At 31.6% G+C, this 21649-nt stretch carries 16 protein-coding genes and 1 pseudogene; 9 read left to right on the top strand and 8 right to left on the bottom strand.

Features of this window, described 5'->3' with window-relative positions; all coding sequences use genetic code 11:
* Nucleotides 1-97: 97 nt before the first annotated feature.
* The 8 genes from OLM54_RS04315 (at nucleotide 98) to OLM54_RS04280 (ending at nucleotide 11523) form a co-directional block, all read left to right on the top strand.
* Nucleotides 98-910, top strand: coding sequence for an SDR family NAD(P)-dependent oxidoreductase (locus OLM54_RS04315; protein ID WP_264537371.1), 813 nt, complete (start codon nucleotides 98-100; stop codon nucleotides 908-910).
* 324 nt (nucleotides 911-1234) lie between these two features.
* Entirely contained in the window at nucleotides 1235-2224 is a 990-nt protein-coding gene (locus OLM54_RS04310; protein WP_264537370.1) for a virulence RhuM family protein, read from the top strand.
* Nucleotides 2225-2622: 398 nt separating this feature from the next.
* Nucleotides 2623-4131 (top strand): type I restriction-modification system subunit M, encoded by a 1509-nt coding sequence (locus OLM54_RS04305; protein WP_264537369.1) that lies wholly within the window; start codon nucleotides 2623-2625, stop codon nucleotides 4129-4131.
* Nucleotides 4128-5324 (top strand): restriction endonuclease subunit S, encoded by a 1197-nt coding sequence (locus OLM54_RS04300; protein ID WP_264537368.1) that lies wholly within the window; start codon nucleotides 4128-4130, stop codon nucleotides 5322-5324. Before OLM54_RS04305 ends, OLM54_RS04300 begins: the two co-directional genes overlap by 4 nt.
* A 3-nt stretch (nucleotides 5325-5327) precedes the next feature.
* On the top strand, nucleotides 5328-6341 hold the full coding sequence (locus OLM54_RS04295) for a PIN domain-containing protein (protein ID WP_264537367.1): 1014 nt from the start codon (nucleotides 5328-5330) through the stop codon (nucleotides 6339-6341).
* 19 nt (nucleotides 6342-6360) lie between these two features.
* Entirely contained in the window at nucleotides 6361-7401 is a 1041-nt protein-coding gene (locus OLM54_RS04290; RefSeq protein ID WP_264537366.1) for a PD-(D/E)XK nuclease family protein, read from the top strand.
* A 30-nt stretch (nucleotides 7402-7431) separates the two neighbouring features.
* Complete coding sequence (locus tag OLM54_RS04285; RefSeq protein WP_264537365.1) at nucleotides 7432-10563, top strand: type I restriction endonuclease subunit R; 3132 nt, start codon at nucleotides 7432-7434, stop codon at nucleotides 10561-10563.
* A gap of 30 nt (nucleotides 10564-10593) precedes the next feature.
* On the top strand, nucleotides 10594-11523 hold the full coding sequence (locus tag OLM54_RS04280) for a winged helix-turn-helix domain-containing protein (RefSeq protein ID WP_319802310.1): 930 nt from the start codon (nucleotides 10594-10596) through the stop codon (nucleotides 11521-11523).
* 281 nt (nucleotides 11524-11804) lie between these two features.
* Here OLM54_RS04280 and gwsS read toward each other — a convergent pair.
* The 8 genes and pseudogenes from gwsS to OLM54_RS04240 form a co-directional block, all read right to left on the bottom strand.
* Nucleotides 11805-12665 (bottom strand): annotated as a pseudogene (gwsS, locus tag OLM54_RS04275) (grasp-with-spasm system SPASM domain peptide maturase); the annotation flags it as partial.
* 12 nt (nucleotides 12666-12677) lie between these two features.
* Entirely contained in the window at nucleotides 12678-12878 is a 201-nt protein-coding gene (locus tag OLM54_RS04270; protein WP_264537364.1) for a hypothetical protein, read from the bottom strand.
* 2 nt (nucleotides 12879-12880) lie between these two features.
* Nucleotides 12881-13048, bottom strand: coding sequence for a hypothetical protein (locus OLM54_RS04265; RefSeq protein ID WP_264537363.1), 168 nt, complete (start codon nucleotides 13046-13048; stop codon nucleotides 12881-12883).
* Complete coding sequence (locus OLM54_RS04260) at nucleotides 13041-13964, bottom strand: hypothetical protein (RefSeq protein WP_264537362.1); 924 nt, start codon at nucleotides 13962-13964, stop codon at nucleotides 13041-13043. The genes OLM54_RS04265 and OLM54_RS04260 overlap by 8 nt, the downstream gene beginning before the upstream one ends.
* Before the next feature lie 6 nt (nucleotides 13965-13970).
* On the bottom strand, nucleotides 13971-15722 hold the full coding sequence (locus OLM54_RS04255; RefSeq protein ID WP_264537361.1) for a hypothetical protein: 1752 nt from the start codon (nucleotides 15720-15722) through the stop codon (nucleotides 13971-13973).
* A 97-nt stretch (nucleotides 15723-15819) separates the two neighbouring features.
* A complete protein-coding gene (locus OLM54_RS04250) occupies nucleotides 15820-16095 on the bottom strand; it encodes a hypothetical protein (protein WP_264537360.1) in 276 nt (91 codons plus the stop codon).
* A 140-nt stretch (nucleotides 16096-16235) separates the two neighbouring features.
* Nucleotides 16236-17711, bottom strand: coding sequence for a RagB/SusD family nutrient uptake outer membrane protein (locus tag OLM54_RS04245; RefSeq protein ID WP_264537359.1), 1476 nt, complete (start codon nucleotides 17709-17711; stop codon nucleotides 16236-16238).
* Between the two features lie 4 nt (nucleotides 17712-17715).
* Nucleotides 17716-20856, bottom strand: a complete 3141-nt coding sequence (locus tag OLM54_RS04240) for a SusC/RagA family TonB-linked outer membrane protein (RefSeq protein ID WP_264537358.1) — start codon at nucleotides 20854-20856, stop codon at nucleotides 17716-17718.
* A 349-nt stretch (nucleotides 20857-21205) separates the two neighbouring features.
* Here OLM54_RS04240 and OLM54_RS04235 point away from each other — a divergent pair, with 349 nt between their 5' ends.
* On the top strand, nucleotides 21206-21622 hold the full coding sequence (locus tag OLM54_RS04235) for an OsmC family protein (RefSeq protein ID WP_160374032.1): 417 nt from the start codon (nucleotides 21206-21208) through the stop codon (nucleotides 21620-21622).
* Nucleotides 21623-21649 lie beyond the last annotated feature (27 nt).

Below are 21649 nucleotides of genomic sequence, written 5' to 3'. Positions count from 1 at the left end.
GCAAAAAACAATTTCAATAGTAACATTCACAATTAACAATTCACAACTTATAATTCACAATTAAAATTTCACCATTAACAATTAAAAATTAGAAATCATGTCAAAAACAATTTTAATTTCAGGAGCTTCAAAAGGATTTGGAAAAGCCTGGACAGAAGCATTTTTAGAAAAAGGATATCAGGTAGCTGCAACAGCCAGAAATATTGATACACTAAGCGATTTAAAAGCAAAATATGGCGATGCCATTTTACCGCTAAAATTAGACGTAAACAATCGTCAGGAATCATTTGCAGTAGTAGAAAAAGTAAAACAGCATTTTGGTAAAATCGATATTCTGATCAACAATGCCGGTTATGCTTTAAACGGTGCTGTAGAAGAAGCAAGCGAAACCGAAGCAAGAGCACAATTTGAAACTAATTTCTTTGGTACGCTTTGGTTAACACAAGCCGTATTGCCAATTATGAGAAACCAAAAAAGCGGTCACATTATTCAGGTTTCTTCTATTTTAGGTATCGCAACTTTACCACTTATTGGAATATATAACGCTTCTAAATTTGCCGTTGAAGGTCTTACTGAAACTTTAGCTCAAGAGGTAAAACAATTCGGAATCAAAGTGTCTTTGGTAGAACCAAACGGCTATTTTACAGACATTTGGGGTAACGGATTCAACAGCGAAAGCATCGAAGCTTATGAAGGAATCAAAAAAACGGTTGCAGAAGGACATGATCCTGATACTTTCGGAAAAACAAGTGCTACAGTTCCGGCAATTATTAAATTGGTTGAAGCTGAAAACCCACCTTTACGCCTATTTTTAGGAAAAGTAGCTTTGCCATTTGCAAAACAAACTTACGAACAAAAACTAGCAACCTGGGAAGAATGGGCTGACGTCTCTGTAGCAGCGCACGGATAATTTATATTTCTGATTTTTTTAAGTTGATTGAAAACGAGATTGTTTCTTTTAGGAGAAATGGTCTCGTTTTTTTTGGAGCTGTTCCTGCTGTCCTTCCAAATCTTTTACTTTTTAAAGAAAAAAGTAAAAGGATTTTCCCTCCCATCAGGGCTAAAACAATCGGTTTTATTAGAAACATATCTTTTTTAATCGTTTATGCTTTTCATATTCATCTTAATTAAATAATCAATACTTTAGCAATCTAATTATTACATTTTAACTTTATCTCAATCCTTAATGGCTTTTAATGAAGATGAATGAATTTTATAGACGAACAGCATAATTATGAATACAGGGGAAATACTTATATATCAAAATCAGGAAGGCAATATTAAAATTGATGTGCGACTTGAAGAAGAAACGGTTTGGCTGACTCAGGCACAACTTTGTGATCTTTTTGTAAAATCTAAAGCTACAGTTAGCGAACATATAAAAAATATCTTTGAGGAAGGCGAATTGGATGAAAGTTCAGTTGTTCGGAAATACCGAACAACTGCGTCAGATGGTAAAAACTATGAAACTAATTTTTACAATCTTGATGTCATAATTTCTGTAGGTTACAGAGTAAAATCACTTCAGGGAACAAAATTTCGTATTTGGGCAACCCAACGATTAAAAGAATATATTGTAAAAGGTTTTGTATTGAATGATGATCGTTTTAAATCAGGCAATACGATGAATTACTTTAACGAATTGCAGCAACGCATTCGTGAGATTCGAATATCTGAAAAGTTTTTCTACCAAAAAATAAAAGATATTTATACCACAAGCATCGATTATGATCCAAAAGATGAAAAAACAGTTTCATTTTTCAAAATCGTACAAAACAAACTCCTTTGGGCAATTTCTCAAAACACGGCTGCTGAATTAGTATATCGCAGAGTTGATGCTTCTTTACCATTATTAGGAATGCAATCTTTTGATAAAAAAGAAGCAAAAGCAGTTCAGAAAACAGATGTTAGTATTGCCAAAAATTATCTTAATGAAGATGAAATAAAACTTTTAGGATTATTGGTAGAGCAATATTTAGCATTTGCAGAGACTATGGCGCAACAACAAACCCCTATGTACATGAAAGATTGGGCAGAACGTCTGGATAGTATTTTGCAACTTAACGGAAGAGAATTATTGTCGCATGCGGGTAAAATTAGTCATCAAATGGCTTTGGATAAATCTACTCAAGAATTTGAAAAATTTAAAGAAGGCAGAAAAACAATAGAGATCGAACAAAGCTTAAAGGAAATTGAAGCAGATATTAAAAGATTGAAAAAATAACAGCATCAAAATAATTAAGAGGAAACATTAAGGAGATATTTCCGCTCATCTGTTATATCTAGTTTAAGGTAATTGGTTATCAAATAATAAAAACTCATGTATAAATACGTAGCGTCTTATTTTTATTTATTGCTATCCTTGATGAAAATTAATTGTAATGAAATATGCTTTTCCGTAAGGAAATTAATTTTTAAAAATCAATATTTGTTTTGTTTAAATTGATCAATTATATTTATAGGTATATTGCTGTCATTCTCAGAATTGAAAGATGAAAACAATTAACTATTACATAGTTTTATAGAAATAAAATTTTCCAAAACGTTAAATTTATAATGATTTTACAATTGATAAAGTGCTAATTTATTGGTAAGTTTGACAATCACAAATTAATTCTTTTAATGGCTAAAATAGACAATAGTACTTTTGAGCAAAAACTCTTTAAATCAGCAGATAAACTGCGAAAAAATATTGATGCGGCTGAATACAAACACGTAGTATTAGGCTTAATCTTCTTAAAATATATCTCCGAATCTTTTGGAGAATTGCATGACAAATTAAAAGCTGATGAATATTCAGATCCCGAAGACCGAGATGAATATCTGGCAGCAAATACTTTCTTTGTCCCAAAAGAGGCACGTTGGAGCCACATACACGCCAATGCTAAATTACCAACAATTGGACAAACCATTGACGAAGCAATGCAAGCCATCGAAAGAGAAAACAAAGAACTTAAAAATGTTTTGCCGCAAGTATATGGTCGAGCTAATTTAGACAAAACCTCTTTAGGCGAATTAATTGACTTAATTTCTAACACAGAATTACAAGTAGAAAACGGTAAATCAAAAGACCTTTTTGGTAGAGTGTATGAATACTTTTTAGGTGAATTTGCTAATGCCGAAGGTAAAAAAGGAGGACAATTCTATACACCAAAATCCATTGTAAAATTGATGGTAGAGATGATTGAACCTTATAAAGGTAGAGTTTATGATCCGGCAAGTGGTAGCGGTGGAATGTTTGTAATGAGTGAAAAATTTGTAACCGAACACCAAGGAAATATAAAAGATATTACCGTTTATGGACAAGAGAGCAACCAAACGACTTGGAAACTTTCCAAAATGAACCTTGCTATTCGCAACATCAACTCCAAATTTGTAGCATGGAATACTGAAGGTACTTTTCTCAAAGATGCGCATCCAGACTTAAAAGCCGATTTTATTTTAGCCAATCCACCATTTAACCAAAACGAATGGGGTATTGATATTTTACAAGAAGATGGACGTTGGAAATACGGCATTCCACCAAGCGGAAATGCCAATTATGGTTGGATGCAACATATGTTGTACCATTTAGCACCACGAGGCGTTATGGCTACTGTTTTGAGTAATGGTTCTTTGAGTTCTAATACCAGTGGTGAAGGCGACATACGTAAAAATTTAGTAGAAAACGATTTGATTGAATGTATTGTAGCATTACCGAAACAATTATTTTACAATACAAGTATTCCTGCCTGTATTTGGTTTTTACGTAGAGAAAAAAGCAACCACAATCGTGAAGTATTGTTTATAGACGCGACCGAAATGGGCTATATGAAAGACCGTGTACATCGTGATTTAGCTGATGCAGATATTGATTTAGTTACTAATATTTACCACAACTGGCGTAAAAGAGAAAACTATAACAATATAAAAGGTTTTTGTAAAAGCGCTACAATTGAAGAAATTGAAAAACATAATCATGTATTGACACCAGGACGTTATGTTGGTATTGAAGCTTTTGAAGACGATGGTATTTCTTTTGAAACCAAAATAACTGCACTAACAACTACTTTAAAACAGCAAATGAACAAGGAGGTAGAACTGAATAACGAAATTGCTACACAATTAGCTAAAATTGGTTTAACCCTATGATTGAAGTGAATAACATACCTGAGGGTTGGGAGGAAACTACTTTAAATGATATTACACTAGTGAATCCCAGAGAATCATTATCTAAAGGCGCTATTGCTATTAACGTACCTATGGATTGTATAGATTCTTTTTCAAAAAAGATAAAACGTTATAATTCAAAAAAATTTGGAGGTGGCACAAAATTTAGAAATGGTGATACCCTACTGGCTAGAATAACTCCATGTCTGGAAAATGGGAAAACTGCTTTTGTGGATATTCTTAATGAAAACGAGATTGGATTTGGTTCAACTGAATATTTAGTTTTTAGAGAAATTAAAGACAAAAGCGACAAACATTTCATATATTATCTTTCTATATCTCCAAGATTTAGAGAAATTGCTATTAAAGCTATGAACGGAACTTCAGGACGCCAAAGGGTTCAAACAGACATGTTAGTAAATCATAAATTTAATCTGCCAAAATATTTAGAACAAAAATCTATTGGTTGCATTCTCAGCGCTTTTGACAATAAAATAGAATTACTTCAAGCTCAAAACAAAACCCTTGAAGCAACAGCACAAACTATTTTTACAGAATGGTTTGGGAAAGATTCAATTAATACTGTGTTACCTGATGGATGGAGCGTTGGCAAATTGTCTGATATTGCAGATTTTTTGAATGGTTTAGCTTTGCAAAAATATCCACCAATTGACGGTCAGGAATCATTACCCGTGATAAAAATTAAAGAACTAAAACAAGGTATTACTTCAAATACTGATAGGGCCAATAAAACTTTAGATAAAAAGTATATCATTAAGAATGGTGATGTTTTATTTTCTTGGTCAGGAAGTTTAGAAGTAGTAATTTGGCAACATGATATAGGTGCTTTAAATCAGCATTTATTTAAAGTTACTTCTCAAAAATATCCTAAATGGTTTTATTACCATTGGTTATTGTTTCATTTAAATGAATTTAAAAGTATTGCGGCAACAAAGGCTACTACAATGGGACATATCAATAGAAATCATTTAGATTTAGCGGAAGTTATTATTCCAAACAATGAGACTTTAAAAAAATTAAACAACTTATTTAGCCCTTTGCTAGATAAATTAGAAATTAACAACACCCAAATCCAAACTCTTAATAAAACACGAAATAAATTATTGCCAAGATTAATGAGTGGTGAAATCCGTCTACATGAATTTAAAGTTTAGAATATGAAAGAGAAAGTAATTTTTGACACTAATACAACACATAATACAGAAGCAAATACTTTTCTCGGTAATAGGAAAGAACTCGAGCTTTTTGCACAAGATGCTGATATTTTAGTACCTTATACTGTCTTAGAAGAGATTAAAAGACAAAAAAGAGTTTCTCTAATTAATAAAAAAAATAGTTTTATTTCTAATCCTTTCCATAAACTTGTGGGAATAAAAGAGGAGGACACTAAACTATTTGATATAGACAATTATATTCAGAAGCTAATTGATGAGGAGACTATTCCGTTTGATGTAATTGATTTAAAAAGTAATGCTGTCCTTCCACTAATAAAAGAATTGGCAATATCTAAATTACCTCCTTTTGAAGCCAATGATAATACAGACAAAGGATTTAAAGACGCTCTAATTTATTTTTCTGTTTTAGAATATTTACAAGAAATACCTAACAAATATGTTTTTGTTTGTGCCAAGGATAATCGATTAGGAGAAGCATTTAAAAATAATCCTAATGTATTTGTAGTTAAAGACTACAACGAATTTAAGCAATATAGTATTTCTCAATTTTTTGATAATTATTTTATTGAAAAAGTAAATGAAGAATTAAATATTAAAATTATAAAAGAAAACATAAAAGAGTACTGGTATAATATTAATGATAATAAGGTAGTATTAATTATATTCGAAGAAGAAGAATATGTAATTGAAACAGATTCGGGAGAAATTATAGATTTTAATTATAGAAGTAATTATATTACATTGATTGATGAGTTGGTCATTACTAATGATTCTAATCGAATTGATGAATTAGTAGATTTGCTTTTATCTTATACAATCTTTTTCAATAATGAAGAAATATTGAGAATTTTAAATGCTTCGTGGGAAAATAACCAAATCAAATGGATCATTGAAAAACCGCAAATTAAAGAATTACTTGGTTTATTATTTGAAAGTCGAAAAGAAATTATTGATGATGAGAAATTATTAAGTTTTTTAAAAGGAGTTTTTGAATAGCAGAAGAATAATATAACTAATGACCAACCAACCCAACATTTTCAATTATGCTACGAGCGAACTAACTCAAGACGCATTTATAACCTGGCTATTGCATTGGGCTAATTCTTTATTTAAAAATGAGAATGAGAAATTACACAACTTAGGAACTTCATTTTTACAATCTTTGGTAGCTTTTCAAAATATTACAATTGGAGAGATATCAGAACTGGAAATCAAGCAACAATTTCATAAAATAGATGTATTTGTTACTTTTAAAATGGATTATTGTACTTATGGAATTATCATAGAAGATAAAATACATAGCTCCGATCATTCTAATCAATTAGAGCGCTATTTAACCAAAATATCCGAATTAAAAACTTGCAATGTTATAGTGCCTATTTATTTCAAAACAGGATATCAAGTAAATCTGTCAAGAATAATTGAAAACAATTACCACCATTATACAGTAAAAGATCTTTTGAATGTAATCACATTAGAAAAAGTTAATGTTATAAATAATGATCTTCTATCACAATATCACAGCTATTTGCTAAAAAAAGAAAATCATTTCGATAATGCCGAAATCGAAGCAAACAATTATCTCATAAAACCAATAAAAGATTGGAAATGGTGGTCTTGTGTTCGCTTTTTTCACCAGTACAAGCAACATTTTAATGCTGGTTGGGGTGAGGTTGCTAATAATAGAGAAGCGCTTCTTGCTTTTTGGTTTGGAGGTAAAGAATTAACCTCAATTGACAAAAATATTGGAATTTATATGGATATTGTTTTCAAACATGATAGGCTTCGTGTGAATTACAGAATCTATCTAAAGGAGAATGTAAAAATCAATATTCAAATACGAAATGATATTTATGATGGCTTTGTTCCTTTCTTAAAAAAAAGTGGAGTTGAGTGTCGAAAAGCTAAATATTCGAATGCGAGAGAAACAATGCTTTTAGCTGAAATTACAAATATTGATGGAGATTTACACTATCTTGAATTTGTGAAACAAATTGAGTTTTATCAAAATGTGCTTAACGAATACGCAGATAGCAGAAACGCTATTTTAGTTTAAGAAAAAATAATAATCTTTTCAGGATAAAATATGAATGAAAACACTATAGAACAGTCACTAATAGCACAATTAGTAAATCAAGGATATACTTATTTTTATGGTCCTGATATTGCACCTTATAGTGAAAACCCACAAAGAGAAAATTTTGCTTCGGTTATTTTAGAAAATCATTTTAAAGACTGTTTAAAAAAACTTAATCAAACGCTTCCTGAATCGGCACGAGTAGAAGCTTTTCAAAAAGTGATCAATTTGGGTACAGAAGATATTATGGAAAACAACGAGCGCTTCCATAACCATCTTGTTAATGGTGTTACTGTTGAATATACAAAAGACGAAAATATAATTGGTATTCCGGTTACTCTATTAGATACCGAAAATATTGAAAATAATAGTTTTTGGGTTGTCAATCAATTAGTAGTTAAAGAAAATAATAACGAAAAACGTTTTGATATAGTAATTTATATCAATGGTTTACCGCTGGTCTTTATAGAATTAAAAAATGCCACTAATGAAAAAGCAACATTATTAAAAGCATTTCAACAAATACAAACGTATAAAAATACCGTTCCAAGCATTTTTTACTACAATGCACTTTGTATTATTTCTGATGGTATAGATGCTAAAGCATCAAGTGTCTCTGCTCCTTTTTCGAGATTTTTACCTTGGAAAGCACCAAAACATAATGGTAACGAAGTTAAAACCGAGTTGCAAATTCTAACAGAATATATGTTAGATAAAAAAACAGTAGTAGAATTGATACGTTATTGTACCGTTTTTGAATCGGAAGAAAAGAAAGATCAAAAAACAGGATTAATTTTTCAAACAAAGGTGAAGAAAGTGGCCGCTTATCATCAATATTATGCGGTGCAAAAAGCTGTAGCGCAAACCATACGAGCAATACATAGCACGGATGGTGATAGAAAAGCTGGTGTAGTTTGGCACACACAAGGAAGCGGTAAATCATTAACGATGGTTTTTTATAGCGGACAAATCATTACGCATCCGTTAATGGAAAACCCGACTATTGTAATTTTAACCGACCGTAATGATTTAGACGATCAATTATTTGGAACATTTAGTAACTGCGTTGGTTTGTTACGACAAAAACCAGTACAAGCCGAAAACAGAGAACACATCAAAGAATTATTAAAAGTTTCTGGTGGTGGAGTAATTTTTACTACAATTCAAAAATTTTCACCCGAAAAAGGCAATGTTTACGATACTTTATCAGCAAGAACGAATATAGTTGTCGTTGCGGACGAAGCACATAGAAGTCAATATGGTTTTGCAGGTAAAGAGTTGGAAACTAAAGATGGTATGGAAACGCGATATGGTAATGCAAAATACTTACGTGATGCCTTACCTAATGCTTCTTACATAGGGTATACAGGAACACCAATAGAAAAAGAAGACAAATCAACACCTGCCGTTTTTGGTGATTATATAGATGTTTACGACATCAAACAAGCAGTTGATGATGGTGCAACAGTACCTATTAGCTATGAATCACGTTTAATAAAAATTAAATTAGACGATGCAACTACATCCACAATTGATGAAGAAATCAATGCCATTTCTGATGCTACTGAAGAACAATTAGAAAAAGCAAAAAAGAAAGTAGCTGTTATTGATGCAGTAGTTGGACATCCTGATAGATTGAAAGACATTGCCAAAGACATTGTTAATCACTTTGAAAAACGACAAGAAGTGTTTGAAGGTAAAGCAATGCTAGTTTGTATGACTAGAGCTATTTGCGCTAAACTATATGAAGAAATAATTGCCCTAAAACCCGAATGGCACAATTCAGATATAGACAAAGGAAAAATAAAGGTTATTATGACGAGTGCTTCTGATGATATTGCTTTGTTACAACCACACCATACAACAAAAAAACAGCGCAAAGATTTAGCAGTAAGAATGAAAGATCCTAATGATGAACTAAAATTAGTTATTGTTAGAGATATGTGGCTTACAGGATTTGATGCGCCAAGTTTGAATACCATGTATGTCGATAAAAAAATGCAGGGAGCCAATTTGATGCAAGCCATTGCAAGGGTTAACCGAGTCTATAAAGACAAACCAGGAGGATTAATAGTTGATTATATAGGGATTGGTCAAGATTTGAGAAATGCAATGGCAATATATTTGCAAAGTGGCGGTGAAGGAAAACCAATATTTGATATAAAAGAAGCTATTGCGGGAATGAAAGAGAAATTTGAAGTTATAGAACAAATGTTTAATGGCTATAATTTTAAAGCCTATTTTGTTTCAGAAACTCCTCAAAAATTACAAATATTGTTAGGAGCTCAAAACTTTATATTATCAAGCGAAACTTTGAAAGATCGCTTTTTAAAAGAAGTTACTTTGCTATCAAGATTGTTTGCAATGTCTATTCCTAGTGCAGACGCTGATAGAATTAAAAATGGAGTAGCATTTTTTCAGGCAGTTAAATCAAGAATAAACAAGTTCAATAGTAATGGTGTAAAATCAGACTATGAAGTAGAAACTGCAATTAAACAAATTGTTGATGAAGCATTATCAAGTGATGGTGTAATTGACATTTTTGAAGCAGCAGGAATAAAAGCCCCATCAGTAGGGATTTTATCAGACGAGTTTTTGTTGGAAGTAAAAAATATGCAACAAAAAAACCTTGCATTTGAATTACTTAAAAAATTATTAAGCGAAGAAGTAAAAGTTCGTAAAACAAAAAATCTTATTCAAGGTAAAAAGTTCTCCGAAATGCTGGAATCAGTTGTCAAGCGTTATCATAACAATCAAATAGATTCCGCCCAAGTATTACAGGAACTATCAGAAATTGCAAAAGAAATGCGATTAGAAGATAAAAAATCAAAGGATTTAGGTTTAACACCAGAAGAGTATGCTTTTTATAGTGTTTTGAAAAATAATGATTCTACTTCCTTTTTAGATGATGACAAGATGAAAGATTTAATACATACTATTGTCGATGTTATACGGAAAAATGCAACTGTAGACTGGAGTAAACGTGATGATGTGAGAGCTCAATTACGTTTAACTGTAAAGAAAATATTAATGCGCTATGGTTATCCACCAGCCGTTGCAAAAATGGAAGCTGATAGAGTTATTGCACAAAGTGAGTCTTTAGCAGATGTATTTCCAGAGAATAATTTAAATAATTATTAGATATTTTTAATTAAACATACATAAATAACAATGTCAGTACCCGATTTTCAAACCATAATGTTACCTTTTTTACAAAACTTAAACGACGGCAATAAACAGTCGCTAAATCAAGTTATGGAAAATCTAGCAAGTCACTTCAAATTGACTCCAGATGATCTATCTTTACAAGTTCCAAGCGGAAAAATGGGATTGTTTCGAAATCGTGTTGGTTGGTCAAGAAGCTACTTAAAAAATGCAGGATTGGTTCATTATCCAGAACGTGGCGTATACCAAATAACTCAAGTTGGCCTAGATTTTCTGAAAACAAATCCTGAGAAATTAAGAATGCAGGAATTGCTACAATTTCCAATGTATAATGAATGGCGCTCTACTTTTAACTCGAACACAGGATCACAAGGATTAGAAAATGAATCAAGTAAAATTGAAGAAGAAGAACTAACGCCACAAGAAAGACTTACTACAACAATCGATGCAATTAATCAACAATTAGCATCGGATATATTAGATAATTTAAAAGGAAATACTTTCCAATATTTTGAAAAATTTGTGGTTCAATTGCTCCAATCAATGGGATATGGAGGATTTAGAAAAGATTCAGGAATGGTAACAGGCTCAAGTGGAGATAATGGTATTGATGGTATAATTTTACAGGATGTCCTTGGTTTAGAATCAGTAGGTATTCAGGCAAAAAGGTTTACCACAAATAATGCAGGTTCTGGAGATATCCGAAATTTTATTGGTTCATTAGCTATTAAAGGTTTTAGCAAAGGTGTTTTTCTAACAACTTCTTCATTTTCTCCGGAAGCAATAAAAACTGCATCGGAAAGCAAACAACATAAAATTATTCTTATTGATGGCAAAAAATTAGCCAATCTAGCTATCGAATTTAATGTTGGTGTTCAAGTCGATGAAACTATTCAATTAAAACGAATTGATATGGATTTTTTTGAGGAGATTTAGGATAAAAAAGCTATTTCTTATATTTTATATAATAATTTAGAATCATTTATATTCTAGGATTTTTATTAAAAAAATAGACCTGCCCAAAATCCGGGCAGGTTTATAACAATAAATCAATAGAAACCGTACAACTCATTCTGCACCGCAAATGGATTTACATTAAGCTTCGCTTTCGGAATCCAACCATTGTCATCTTTTATCTCGTGCTAGAACCATTTTAACTCCGCTTGTAATGGCAGAATCATGATTTGCTCCTCTCTATCCAAATTAGAATCTGTTCTTTATACTTCTATCCCATAAAACCCAATCCCATTTTGTTTTAGAGGATTCGTTTGCCACTCTGTCCATTGATTAGTATAAGGATCATACCCACACTTTAAAGGATTTGAATTTATATTATCAGGATTTTCAATATAAGCACGACAATCAGTACAAATATGTCGGAACTCACAATCCTTACAAACATCTATTTGATCTTTGGTGATGTTCCAATATTTTTTAAAGTTGGCTTTATTCAAGACTTCTTTTAATGTTGCATCTTTTATATTACCAAAACTTTCATGCATTGATGGACAATTTTTTATGTTACCATTTTTGTCAATAGAAAGTTTTTTATTTAAACAAGTGTTGTGATATTGAGATTCACTGAAAAGTTTAATGTTCGAATAAAAATATTCTTCATTTATAATTCCGCAATGTTTTTCATCGATTATATTTCTTTTTACTAGCATTACGTAACCCATTTTTTGCCTTAATGGCTGGTAAGTTTTATCATTCGGAGAATTAAAAATGATGATTGAATGTATTCTGGTATTTTCTGCTAATAATATGTTTAATTCTTCCAAATTAAAATCTTGATAATAGGGCAAAATAAAATCGATAGAAACAATTCTGGATTTTTCCTTTTTTAATAATTTTGCAATATTTTTTATATAATCAAGATTTATATTTTTATAAAACCTTAGCTGAATATAGGAACATTTTAATGCTTCAAATTGAGGTATTAAATTATTAAAGTCATGAAAGATTTCATCGTAATCTATAATAATGTTTGTTATTAATGATGGTGAATTCCATTCCGTACTAATTTTTGGAAATAAATCAGGATTTGAATTAAAAAAAACAAGTTTATTGGCAACTAAAAAATCAAAATATTAATCAATAATTTCATCATACTGATGTTTAAAATTTTCTTTTATTTCTTCTATTGTTTTACCATTATATATTTCTAAAATATCATATAAACCATTGGGAATGAAATAAAATTTATTATTCTTTGTGTCACAAATAATGCTTCTGTTAAATCCTTTTACAGGAATACAGTCAGCAAAAAGAATAAAGTTTGATTGTTTCAAAATCAGATTATTTTAGAAATTGGTTTAACAAATGGTTTAGATATATTTTGAGAATTTTGATATGCTTTTATTGTAATCAGATTGCTTGCAGGCATCATTTGAGTTTCTTTGCTAACTTTAGATTTTAGTCCATTAAAAACATTAATTGGTTTTTTATTTTTATTATCCATTTTCTAAAATTTTAGCTAATTTATTTTCCAGATCATAATTGCACGCATTATTTATAAAACTTACTTGTCCGGTTGGATTTATTTCAAGAAAATAATAATCGTCATTGCAATACATTAAATCGGCAGAGCCATAATTTAAATTAAACTTTTTGAAAACTTTTTCTAGTTTTTCTTCAATAACGAATGGTAATTTAAATGGTACTATTCTCAAATCATTCATTTCTATATATTTAGTTCTAATATCTACAGTATTAACAAAATTGTGAATTGCTGATGAATAAAAATAACCATCAATGTAAATTACCCTAATTTCAAAATCGGCTATGATTCTTTCCTGAAAAAATGAAATAGCAAATTCATTTGATGTTTTGTCCAGAATTTCATCAGTGATCTGAAAAGTCAAATTAAAATTATAATGAAAATCATCATCCTGATAATAAAGCGTATCTAATATTCTTTTTGCTATGATACCGTTTTTACTATTAAAAATATCATAGAATGTTTTTAGCTTTTCTTTACTGCCGGTAATTAAAGTATGCGGAATTTTTAATCCCTGCTTTTTTGCTTCCAGCATTATATCAAGCCGATTGGTTTCAAAATCGGTAATTCTTTTCCCTATTTTTTTAATAGATTTTTGCAAAATAAAGGCATCATTAAGAACTTCATAACATTTATCTTCATAACTGCTTCCTGTCGAATTAATACAGCCGCCATTAAACCAAACGCTTTGAATTTTTTCTAATTCTATATTTTCTAAATAGTCTGTGTTGATTGTATAAGAGCTATTTTCATTACTAAAATTCATTTCCACAATAGTAACTTTATCTGACTCTCCTATTCTCACAAAATCAACATCTAAACAATCAATCACATTATTTACAAAATCATCAACATCTTTACTGTATATCAAAATCATAGTCAATTAAAATTTATCATAAAACTCCCAATCATCCGTAAGTTTCATAATAAGATTATAGTTTTCTTCATAGTAATCGTCCGCAGCTTTATGGTTTTTAGGATCATATGCTTCAATAACAAAATTTCCGTAATCCATAATAAAACTGTTAGGATTGCTAAATTTGAAACTTATTTTTTTAAACTCAGCATAATTTGTTCCGCACGATTTTGAATTGTACAAATTGCCTTTATAGATACGAAAGCAGGAACCAAATTCGTTGTTAGTATTATAACTTCTTTTGCTATCGTACTCCAATGCATTGGTGCTTTTGTCTAGTAATTCGTTTAAAACATCCAGATTTTTTGGTTTTAGCTGAACAGCATGCAGTATTAAAACATTAAAATCAGGAAAGGATATTAAAGTGGTGTCATTTGCTACATACGCCCCTATTCTTTCTTCAGATGGATAGCCTTCTTTTTTTAATAGATCAATCAATTTAGCGGTCACTCTTTCTGTAGTTTCATATAATTCTTTAGGCTTTTTTCGGTTTTCCAATCCATAATCAGCTTGGTCTTCGTTTAGTAAATCAGCTAATTCTTTTTCTAAACTGTAGTTAAAACTCTTTTTTGTCAATTTGCAAATTGAGTCATATTTAATACTAAAACTTTTCCATTCGGGATTTTTACGTATACCATTAAAAATTTTAGAATTGAAATATGGTATTTCAACACCTTTTAAAGCCAGTTTTTCGCTCCATAAAAAAGCAGTTTTAAAATCTCTTGATAAAATGGCACAACGAATAGCATTATGAATATCTCTGGCAAATAAAACAGGATATTTTTGAGCAAGCACATTATATTCTTCTTTTGCTTTACCATATTGCCTGGCTAAAATAAAATTCTCTGCATTTTGTGTATAGGTGTAATAATTGATTTCTTTTTTTTGAGCATTTTCTTTTTCAATATCAGCTACGAGCTTATTAGCGGTAAGTATGGGTCTGCATTCAAGTTGTTCTTTTTTGATAATTTTTTTTTGACTGTTTTTCTTGGGGTCATAAACCATAGAACCCAAATCAAAAATTTCTGAATAATTCATACCGGAGCCAAAAGCAAGCAATGTGTTTTTTGTAACTTTTCCGGTTATTTTAAAAGGCTGTCTCGTTCCTTGAATTGTTTTATAAAAAGAGTTGTTTTTAAAATAAAAAGCAGGAAAAGTATCAAGAATCGTAGTCGATTGATCTATTTCTTTATTGCTTAATTTTACTTCTATACTGTCTTTGTTTACAATTTTACCTAAATAACAGATTTTTACAGTATCGGTCTTTACTCCCAGAAAAACATCAATATATTTTTTTTGTTTTTTTCTTTTAATTAATTGATTCGCCCCCCAATCATCATTTCCACTAATAAATCCTTCAATATCTATGGTGTTGTCATTAGGATTATAAACACACTTACTTATCTCTACCTGTAAAAAACACATAGATAAATGTTCAACAAAATGGAAATTTTTATAATTTTTGCTGCGAAATGTTACGCCATAATTAATAACGCCTTTATAATTTCTATCGTCTACAAAATAAGATATAGTATCTTTTGATTCTGAAAACCAATTATTTTGAGCCTTCCATAAGTTATAAGTCTGATCAAATATTTTATTTTTATCAAAATCATTTTGGCTAAAGGTTTTAAGACTAGGTTTATTTTGTCCAAATGATATATTTACAGAACTAATGTATATTAAGATAAGTAGAAAAATTATAAATGTGTTTTTCAAAATAATAAATATTAATTTAATGGTTATAAATCCCTTCAAAAGAATAAAAAACAGTCTGAATTGTATTTAAACAATTCAGACCAAAAAAGAATAATTATTATAGAACTGGTCTAAGAGGAATATCTAAATCATCTGCAGTAATAAAACCGTTATTACAAATATCTTGAATATTGGTTCTATCATGAAATGTAATTACTCCATTTCTATTGGAGTCATAGCCATAATCAAAGTTCATGATTCGCTGTGAAGCTCCATGAGGAGCACAAATGTTCGATCCACTTGAATAAATACCACCACCATTTAGCATAAACAGTTGTTCTTTTTTTAAAGTACAGTCTTTAAACTTGTCTAATTTTAAACTTTCTAACTTCATAATCAATTCGATTTTAATTTATAAATAATGATTTAATTAAAAAACCTAAGATACTCGATTCATAGGTGTTTTCTTATGCGATTATCGACTGTTTTTATTCGAATTTTGGGTATTTTATTCGAATTTCGAATAATCAAACCCTACAACTCATTCTGCTTCACTAACGGATTCGCATTAATTTCCGCTTTCGGAATCAGCCATTGCCATCTTTTATCTGTTGAAGGAACCGTCATAACTCCGTTTGTAATTGCCGAATCGTGGTTTGCTCCTGTTCTGTCCAGATTTGAATTTGTTCTTTTTAAGTCAAAAAACCGAAATCCTTCACCCCATAATTCTATTCTTCTTTGTATGAGGATTTCATCAATTAAATCTTGTCCTGTATTGGTCGATAAAACGTAATCTGGATTTCTGGCTTTTTCGAAATCAAAAAGTATGGTTGCGGCGTCGGGTTGTGCTAATCTTGCTTTTGCTTCGGCTTCGATCAGGTACATTTCTGCTACACGCATGTAAGGAACATCACATCGGCTGTCTCCGGTACTTATCGAAAGGAATTTTTGACTTGTATACGGAAATTTAGAAAAGTTACCCGGCAATGAAAGGTTTGGATGATCACCATCTTTACTAAAAACAGAAGAACGCACATCTGTAGACGGAATCATATTGTAAAGCTTGCTGTTAATGGCTCTTGGACAAGTACGAATTACAGTCGAATTATAATTTCTGGACATAAAAGCGCCAAAATTTCCAAAATAATCCGTTTGCGCTTCATTGATATGACTTCCCCACATCCATTCTTTATTGGTAAAATCGTTAAATCCTGAGCCATAATCTGCAGCAGACATTAAGCTCATTCCAGATCGTGCTTTATTGGCATAATCTGCTGCAATTGCCCAATTTTGCTGCGTTAATGCTACGCGCGCTTTTAATCCTTGTGCTACTTTTAGATTCAAATGAGAGTTATCTGGTTTACTATATCCAACGAGCAAAATATTTGCTTCGTCCAGATCTTTATTAATTTGGGCATACACTTCTTCGACTGTAGAACGCGGAAGATTATCATTGCCAACCGTTAATATCAGCGGAACTCCCAATTGAGAATTTGTTTCGCCGTTTACATATCTTTTTCCATACAATTGAACCAACTGAAAATGGCAAAAAGCACGATATAAAAGCGCTTGTCCTTTTACACTATTTCTATCTTCCGGAGAACCCGTTGCAGCGTCGGCGGCATTTATTATCGTATTTGCATTTCTTATGATACGGTAATACGTTCTGTATGGAAACCTGACATCTTGTGAATTTTCACTGCTTAATCCGCTCCAGTTGTACACAGACAAAAAATAACTGTTTACAGCCGGAAAAACAACATCATCGCCTACAAGATCCGTTTGCTGCATTAATCCGCCCAAACCACATTCGTTTTGATTCGATTCGTAGCGTATGTATAACGATCTGTGAATACCATTTAAGGTCGTCATTAAATTCTCTGTTGTTTTTGTGGCAGCATCATAATCTACAAACTCCGTTGGCGTTTTATCCAGAAAATCATCTGAACAAGATGCTGAAATAAAGATTGCCACTATACCCAATATCCTTTTTATATAATTTGATTTCATAATATTAAAAATTTAAATTAAAGCCCATCGTAATTACTCGTGATGGTATATATCTATTCTGCGTTGTTCCGTTAAAGGTTTGGGTTGGATCCATTCCCTGACGTTTTGTAAATAATAAAAGATTTTCGCCATTGATATAAATAGTGGCATTATCAATTTCAAGTTTCGATACCAGATCTGTAGGTAATTTGTACGATAAATTAATCTGCCTTAAATTCAAATAATCAGATCCTTTTAACCATCTGTCAGAACCTGCAGAAGATTGCGTATTTCTATTAATATCCAATCGCGGAACATCAGTAATATCTCCGGGCTTTTGCCATCTGTTTAAAATATCTGTGCTAAAAGCAGATCCGTAATTATTTCCCGTATGCATTAATCCGGAATAGTTTGAATCGTACATCAAACCTCCCAATTGATACGAAAACAGAACATCCAACTGAAGTCCGAGATATTTAAAAGCGGTACCAAAACTTCCAAACAAATCCGGAATTGCAGAACCTGCATAATGATAGGCAGCTTTATTTTGATCTGTTGTAACATTAACACCGTTTACAACGCGCCCTGTTGGGTCATTCGCCACCATTAAATCAGGATTGGAGACGTATAAAGCGTATCCGTCTGCAGGATCAACGCCATACCAATCTCTCAGCCAATAATCGTAAATAGACTGCCCTACAGCCAATTTTTTCGATCCGGTGATTATTTCTTTTTGAGGCAAACTTGTAATTTCATTATAAATAGTAGATGCATTTATATTTAAACTCCACGAAAAATCATTGGTTTTTAAAATTATGCCATCCAATGAAACCTCAAAACCTCTGTTAAACATAGAACCTATATTTTCTACTCTATTGTCTAAACCTGAAGACAATGGATTTGGAACCGAAAATATAAGCCCGTCCGTATTTCGGTTATAATATTCTACAGTTCCTTTTAGCCTGTTTTTAAATAAACCAAATTCTACCGCCAGATCTTTTTGCGTATTCACTTCCCATTGCAAATTGGGTGCAGCTGCAGCATTCGTAATAATTCCGCCCTCGCTGCCATTATCATAACCCAGACTAAACGTTGGCTGGCTTACATAAAAATTCAAACGTGTATTATTGGTATGAGAATCATTTCCAACCTCTCCTATTGACGCGCGTAGTTTTAAATCATTAATTATAGCATTATCAATTAGAAAATTTTCTTTAGAAAGTACCCAGGCTCCGCCAAAAGACCAAAAATTTCCCCATCTGTTCTCTTTAGAAAATTTTGAAGATCCGTCTCTGCGAAATGATGCCGAGAAAATATATTTATCCTTATAATCATATCCAACTCTTGAAAAATAAGATTCAGTTCCATAATTTCTTGTATATGACTCTAAATTTGTAGTAGTTGCATAGTTTATAAACTCTATAATGCCGGGAACAACCTGACCTGTTTTAACGCCGCTTGTCCAATTTTCATCATAATTAAAACTCTCATGACCTAACATTGCCGTAACAGTATGGTCTCCTATTTTCTTAGAATAATTCAATAATTGATTAGAAGTAAAACCGGTTAAAATTTCATCTTCTTTACTCATTAAACCTACAGGAGCACCGTCTCCAATTAAAGTATTGTATGAATATGTTCTGTTAAAATAAGTCTTATCGATAGCAACATTTGTAGTGAATTTAAAATCTCTTAAAAAACTAATTTCAAAATAAGTCCTTGCAGATAAAGCCAATCCCTTTTCATTATCAGTATTATTTAATGTTTCGTAAACAATATTTCGCCCACTCGATGCGCCCGATGCTCTTGTAGTCGAATATACTTTGTCACCATTTGCATCTAATACATAATCGCCATTTTGAGCATGATCAAAAACCGGAAATATGGGTCCCATATAACGTATGGTTCTAAAAACATTACTAAAAGCCGATGAATCATTTACACCGTCAACCGCCAAATTAGTATTCGTTAAAGTTCCCGAAATATTTATTCCCGTTTTAAACCAATTGTTTAAACTTGTATTTAAATTCAGTCGTCCCGTAGTTCTTTCAAAACCCGATTTTTGTATATATCCTTCTTCATTTAAATAGCCTAAAGAAGCAAAATAATTCGATTTTTCAGATTTTCCCTGGTAGGAGAAATCTACGTTTTGACGAAACCCTGCTCTTTCAATCTGTTTTTCCCAATTTAAATCCTCAGGATATAACAATTGTGCGTTTGGATTTAATTTACCATCTGTACCAACAATACTGGCGCTTGGAACATTAAACGGATTTGTTACCAATACAACCGGAACTCTTGCCGATGCATAGGTATTTGCCGCAGCAAGTTGTGCATCAGTTGCCATTGGTCTGCTGTTGCGAATCGCTTCCCATTCTAACGGATAATAATCATACGCATTTACCCTGCTATATTCTTTAATAGCTCTCGAAGTCATGCCCGTACTCATATTCAGTGAAAATTTATCTTTAGATGATTTTCCTGTTTTGGTGGTTATAATGATGACGCCGTTTGCCGCTTTTGACCCATAAAGTGATGTCGAAGAAGCATCTTTTAAAACCGTAAGACTCTCAATGTCATTGGAATTTAAGTTGCTGAGATCGCCCGCAAACGGAACTCCATCTACAATATACAACGGATCATTTGAGCCATTAATGGAGCTAAATCCGCGTATTCTAATTTCTGGTGCTGCGCCCGGCTGTCCTGACGAACTTTGAATCTGAACTCCCGAAGTGCTTCCTTCTAAAACAGAAAGTGCATTCGTTAAGGGTCGATTTTCTAGTTGTTCCGACTTAATTTGAGTGGCAGATCCTGTGTATGAAGACTTTTTTGCCTTGCCATACGCAACAACTACAACATCGTCCAACACCTTTCCATCTTCCTGCAATGTCACGTTAACGACGGATGAAGTGCCAACAGTAACCATTACATCGCGCATTCCCATAAAAGAAAACACAAGAACATCGCCCGTTTTAGCCTTTACAAGATAATCGCCATTCAAACCTGTCTGAATACCATTTTTTGTACCTTTTACAACAACATTTGCTCCCGGTATTGGTCCTGTGTTATCTGAGACAGTCCCGGAAATTCTTTTTTCTTGTGAATAAGAAACCTGCATGATCAGCATCAATATTGATGTCAAGATCCATTTAAATTTTACCCTCATGTTAAATTCATTTTAATATTAATGAGGTAAACTTGGTAATAATTTCTTACAATAACTAATATTTAACAAACAAAAGTTTAAAAAATGTAAATAATAGTTTATTTATTTGCTTTTAAAAAATAAACTAAAGTTTAATTACAGCATTATGGATGCTATATGCTGATATAAAATAGAATATATATTAAAATTTAGTTTTACAATTTCTATTGATAGCACATGATTATAAATATTTTTAATGACACTTAAAAATTATTAATTTGATTAATAAACATGTTCGCCATAAATTTGTCTCATCAAAATCAAACAATTGATTTGAGTAATTTAAAAACAACTTTAAAAAATAGAAATCATGAAATTTACAAGAAGAGCAAACGCAAATTGGAAAGGTACAGGAATGGAAGGAAAAGGAACTATTAGTACACAAAGCACAACATTAAACGAAGCACAATTATCATTCAAAACCCGTTTTGATCAAGGTGTAGGAACAAATCCTGAAGAATTAATCGCAGCGGCACATTCTGGCTGTTTCACCATGCAATTGAGCTTTTTATTATCTGAAGCAGGTTTTGTTCCCGAAGATTTAGATACAGTAGCAAAAGTTACTTTCGAAGACGGAACTATCACTTTAATTCAATTGGAATTGACCGGAAAAGTACCTGGAATTTCTGCAGAAGATTTTCAACAAGCGGCACAAAAAGCAAAAGAAATTTGTCCAATCTCAAAATTATTAAACACTGAAATTACTTTAGCTGTTACCTTGAATTAATTACAATAACAATTACAATTACAATTA

Origin of the sequence: Flavobacterium sp. N1736, from assembly GCF_025947065.1 — a bacterium.
In the GTDB taxonomy this organism is placed as follows: Bacteria; Bacteroidota; Bacteroidia; order Flavobacteriales; family Flavobacteriaceae; genus Flavobacterium.
This window is presented reverse-complemented; position numbering and strand designations above follow the sequence as displayed.

Coding starts and splice junctions, on each gene's coding strand:
- OLM54_RS04315 (WP_264537371.1), top strand. CDS start 98: ATGTCAAAAACAATTTTAATTTCAGGAGCTTCAAAAGGATTTGGAAAA.
- OLM54_RS04310 (WP_264537370.1), top strand. CDS start 1,235: ATGAATACAGGGGAAATACTTATATATCAAAATCAGGAAGGCAATATT.
- OLM54_RS04305 (WP_264537369.1), top strand. CDS start 2,623: ATGGCTAAAATAGACAATAGTACTTTTGAGCAAAAACTCTTTAAATCA.
- OLM54_RS04300 (WP_264537368.1), top strand. CDS start 4,128: ATGATTGAAGTGAATAACATACCTGAGGGTTGGGAGGAAACTACTTTA.
- OLM54_RS04295 (WP_264537367.1), top strand. CDS start 5,328: ATGAAAGAGAAAGTAATTTTTGACACTAATACAACACATAATACAGAA.
- OLM54_RS04290 (WP_264537366.1), top strand. CDS start 6,361: ATGACCAACCAACCCAACATTTTCAATTATGCTACGAGCGAACTAACT.
- OLM54_RS04285 (WP_264537365.1), top strand. CDS start 7,432: ATGAATGAAAACACTATAGAACAGTCACTAATAGCACAATTAGTAAAT.
- OLM54_RS04280 (WP_319802310.1), top strand. CDS start 10,594: ATGTCAGTACCCGATTTTCAAACCATAATGTTACCTTTTTTACAAAAC.
- OLM54_RS04265 (WP_264537363.1), bottom strand. CDS start 13,048: ATGGATAATAAAAATAAAAAACCAATTAATGTTTTTAATGGACTAAAA.
- OLM54_RS04260 (WP_264537362.1), bottom strand. CDS start 13,964: ATGATTTTGATATACAGTAAAGATGTTGATGATTTTGTAAATAATGTG.
- OLM54_RS04250 (WP_264537360.1), bottom strand. CDS start 16,095: ATGAAGTTAGAAAGTTTAAAATTAGACAAGTTTAAAGACTGTACTTTA.
- OLM54_RS04245 (WP_264537359.1), bottom strand. CDS start 17,711: ATGAAATCAAATTATATAAAAAGGATATTGGGTATAGTGGCAATCTTT.
- OLM54_RS04240 (WP_264537358.1), bottom strand. CDS start 20,856: ATGAGGGTAAAATTTAAATGGATCTTGACATCAATATTGATGCTGATC.
- OLM54_RS04235 (WP_160374032.1), top strand. CDS start 21,206: ATGAAATTTACAAGAAGAGCAAACGCAAATTGGAAAGGTACAGGAATG.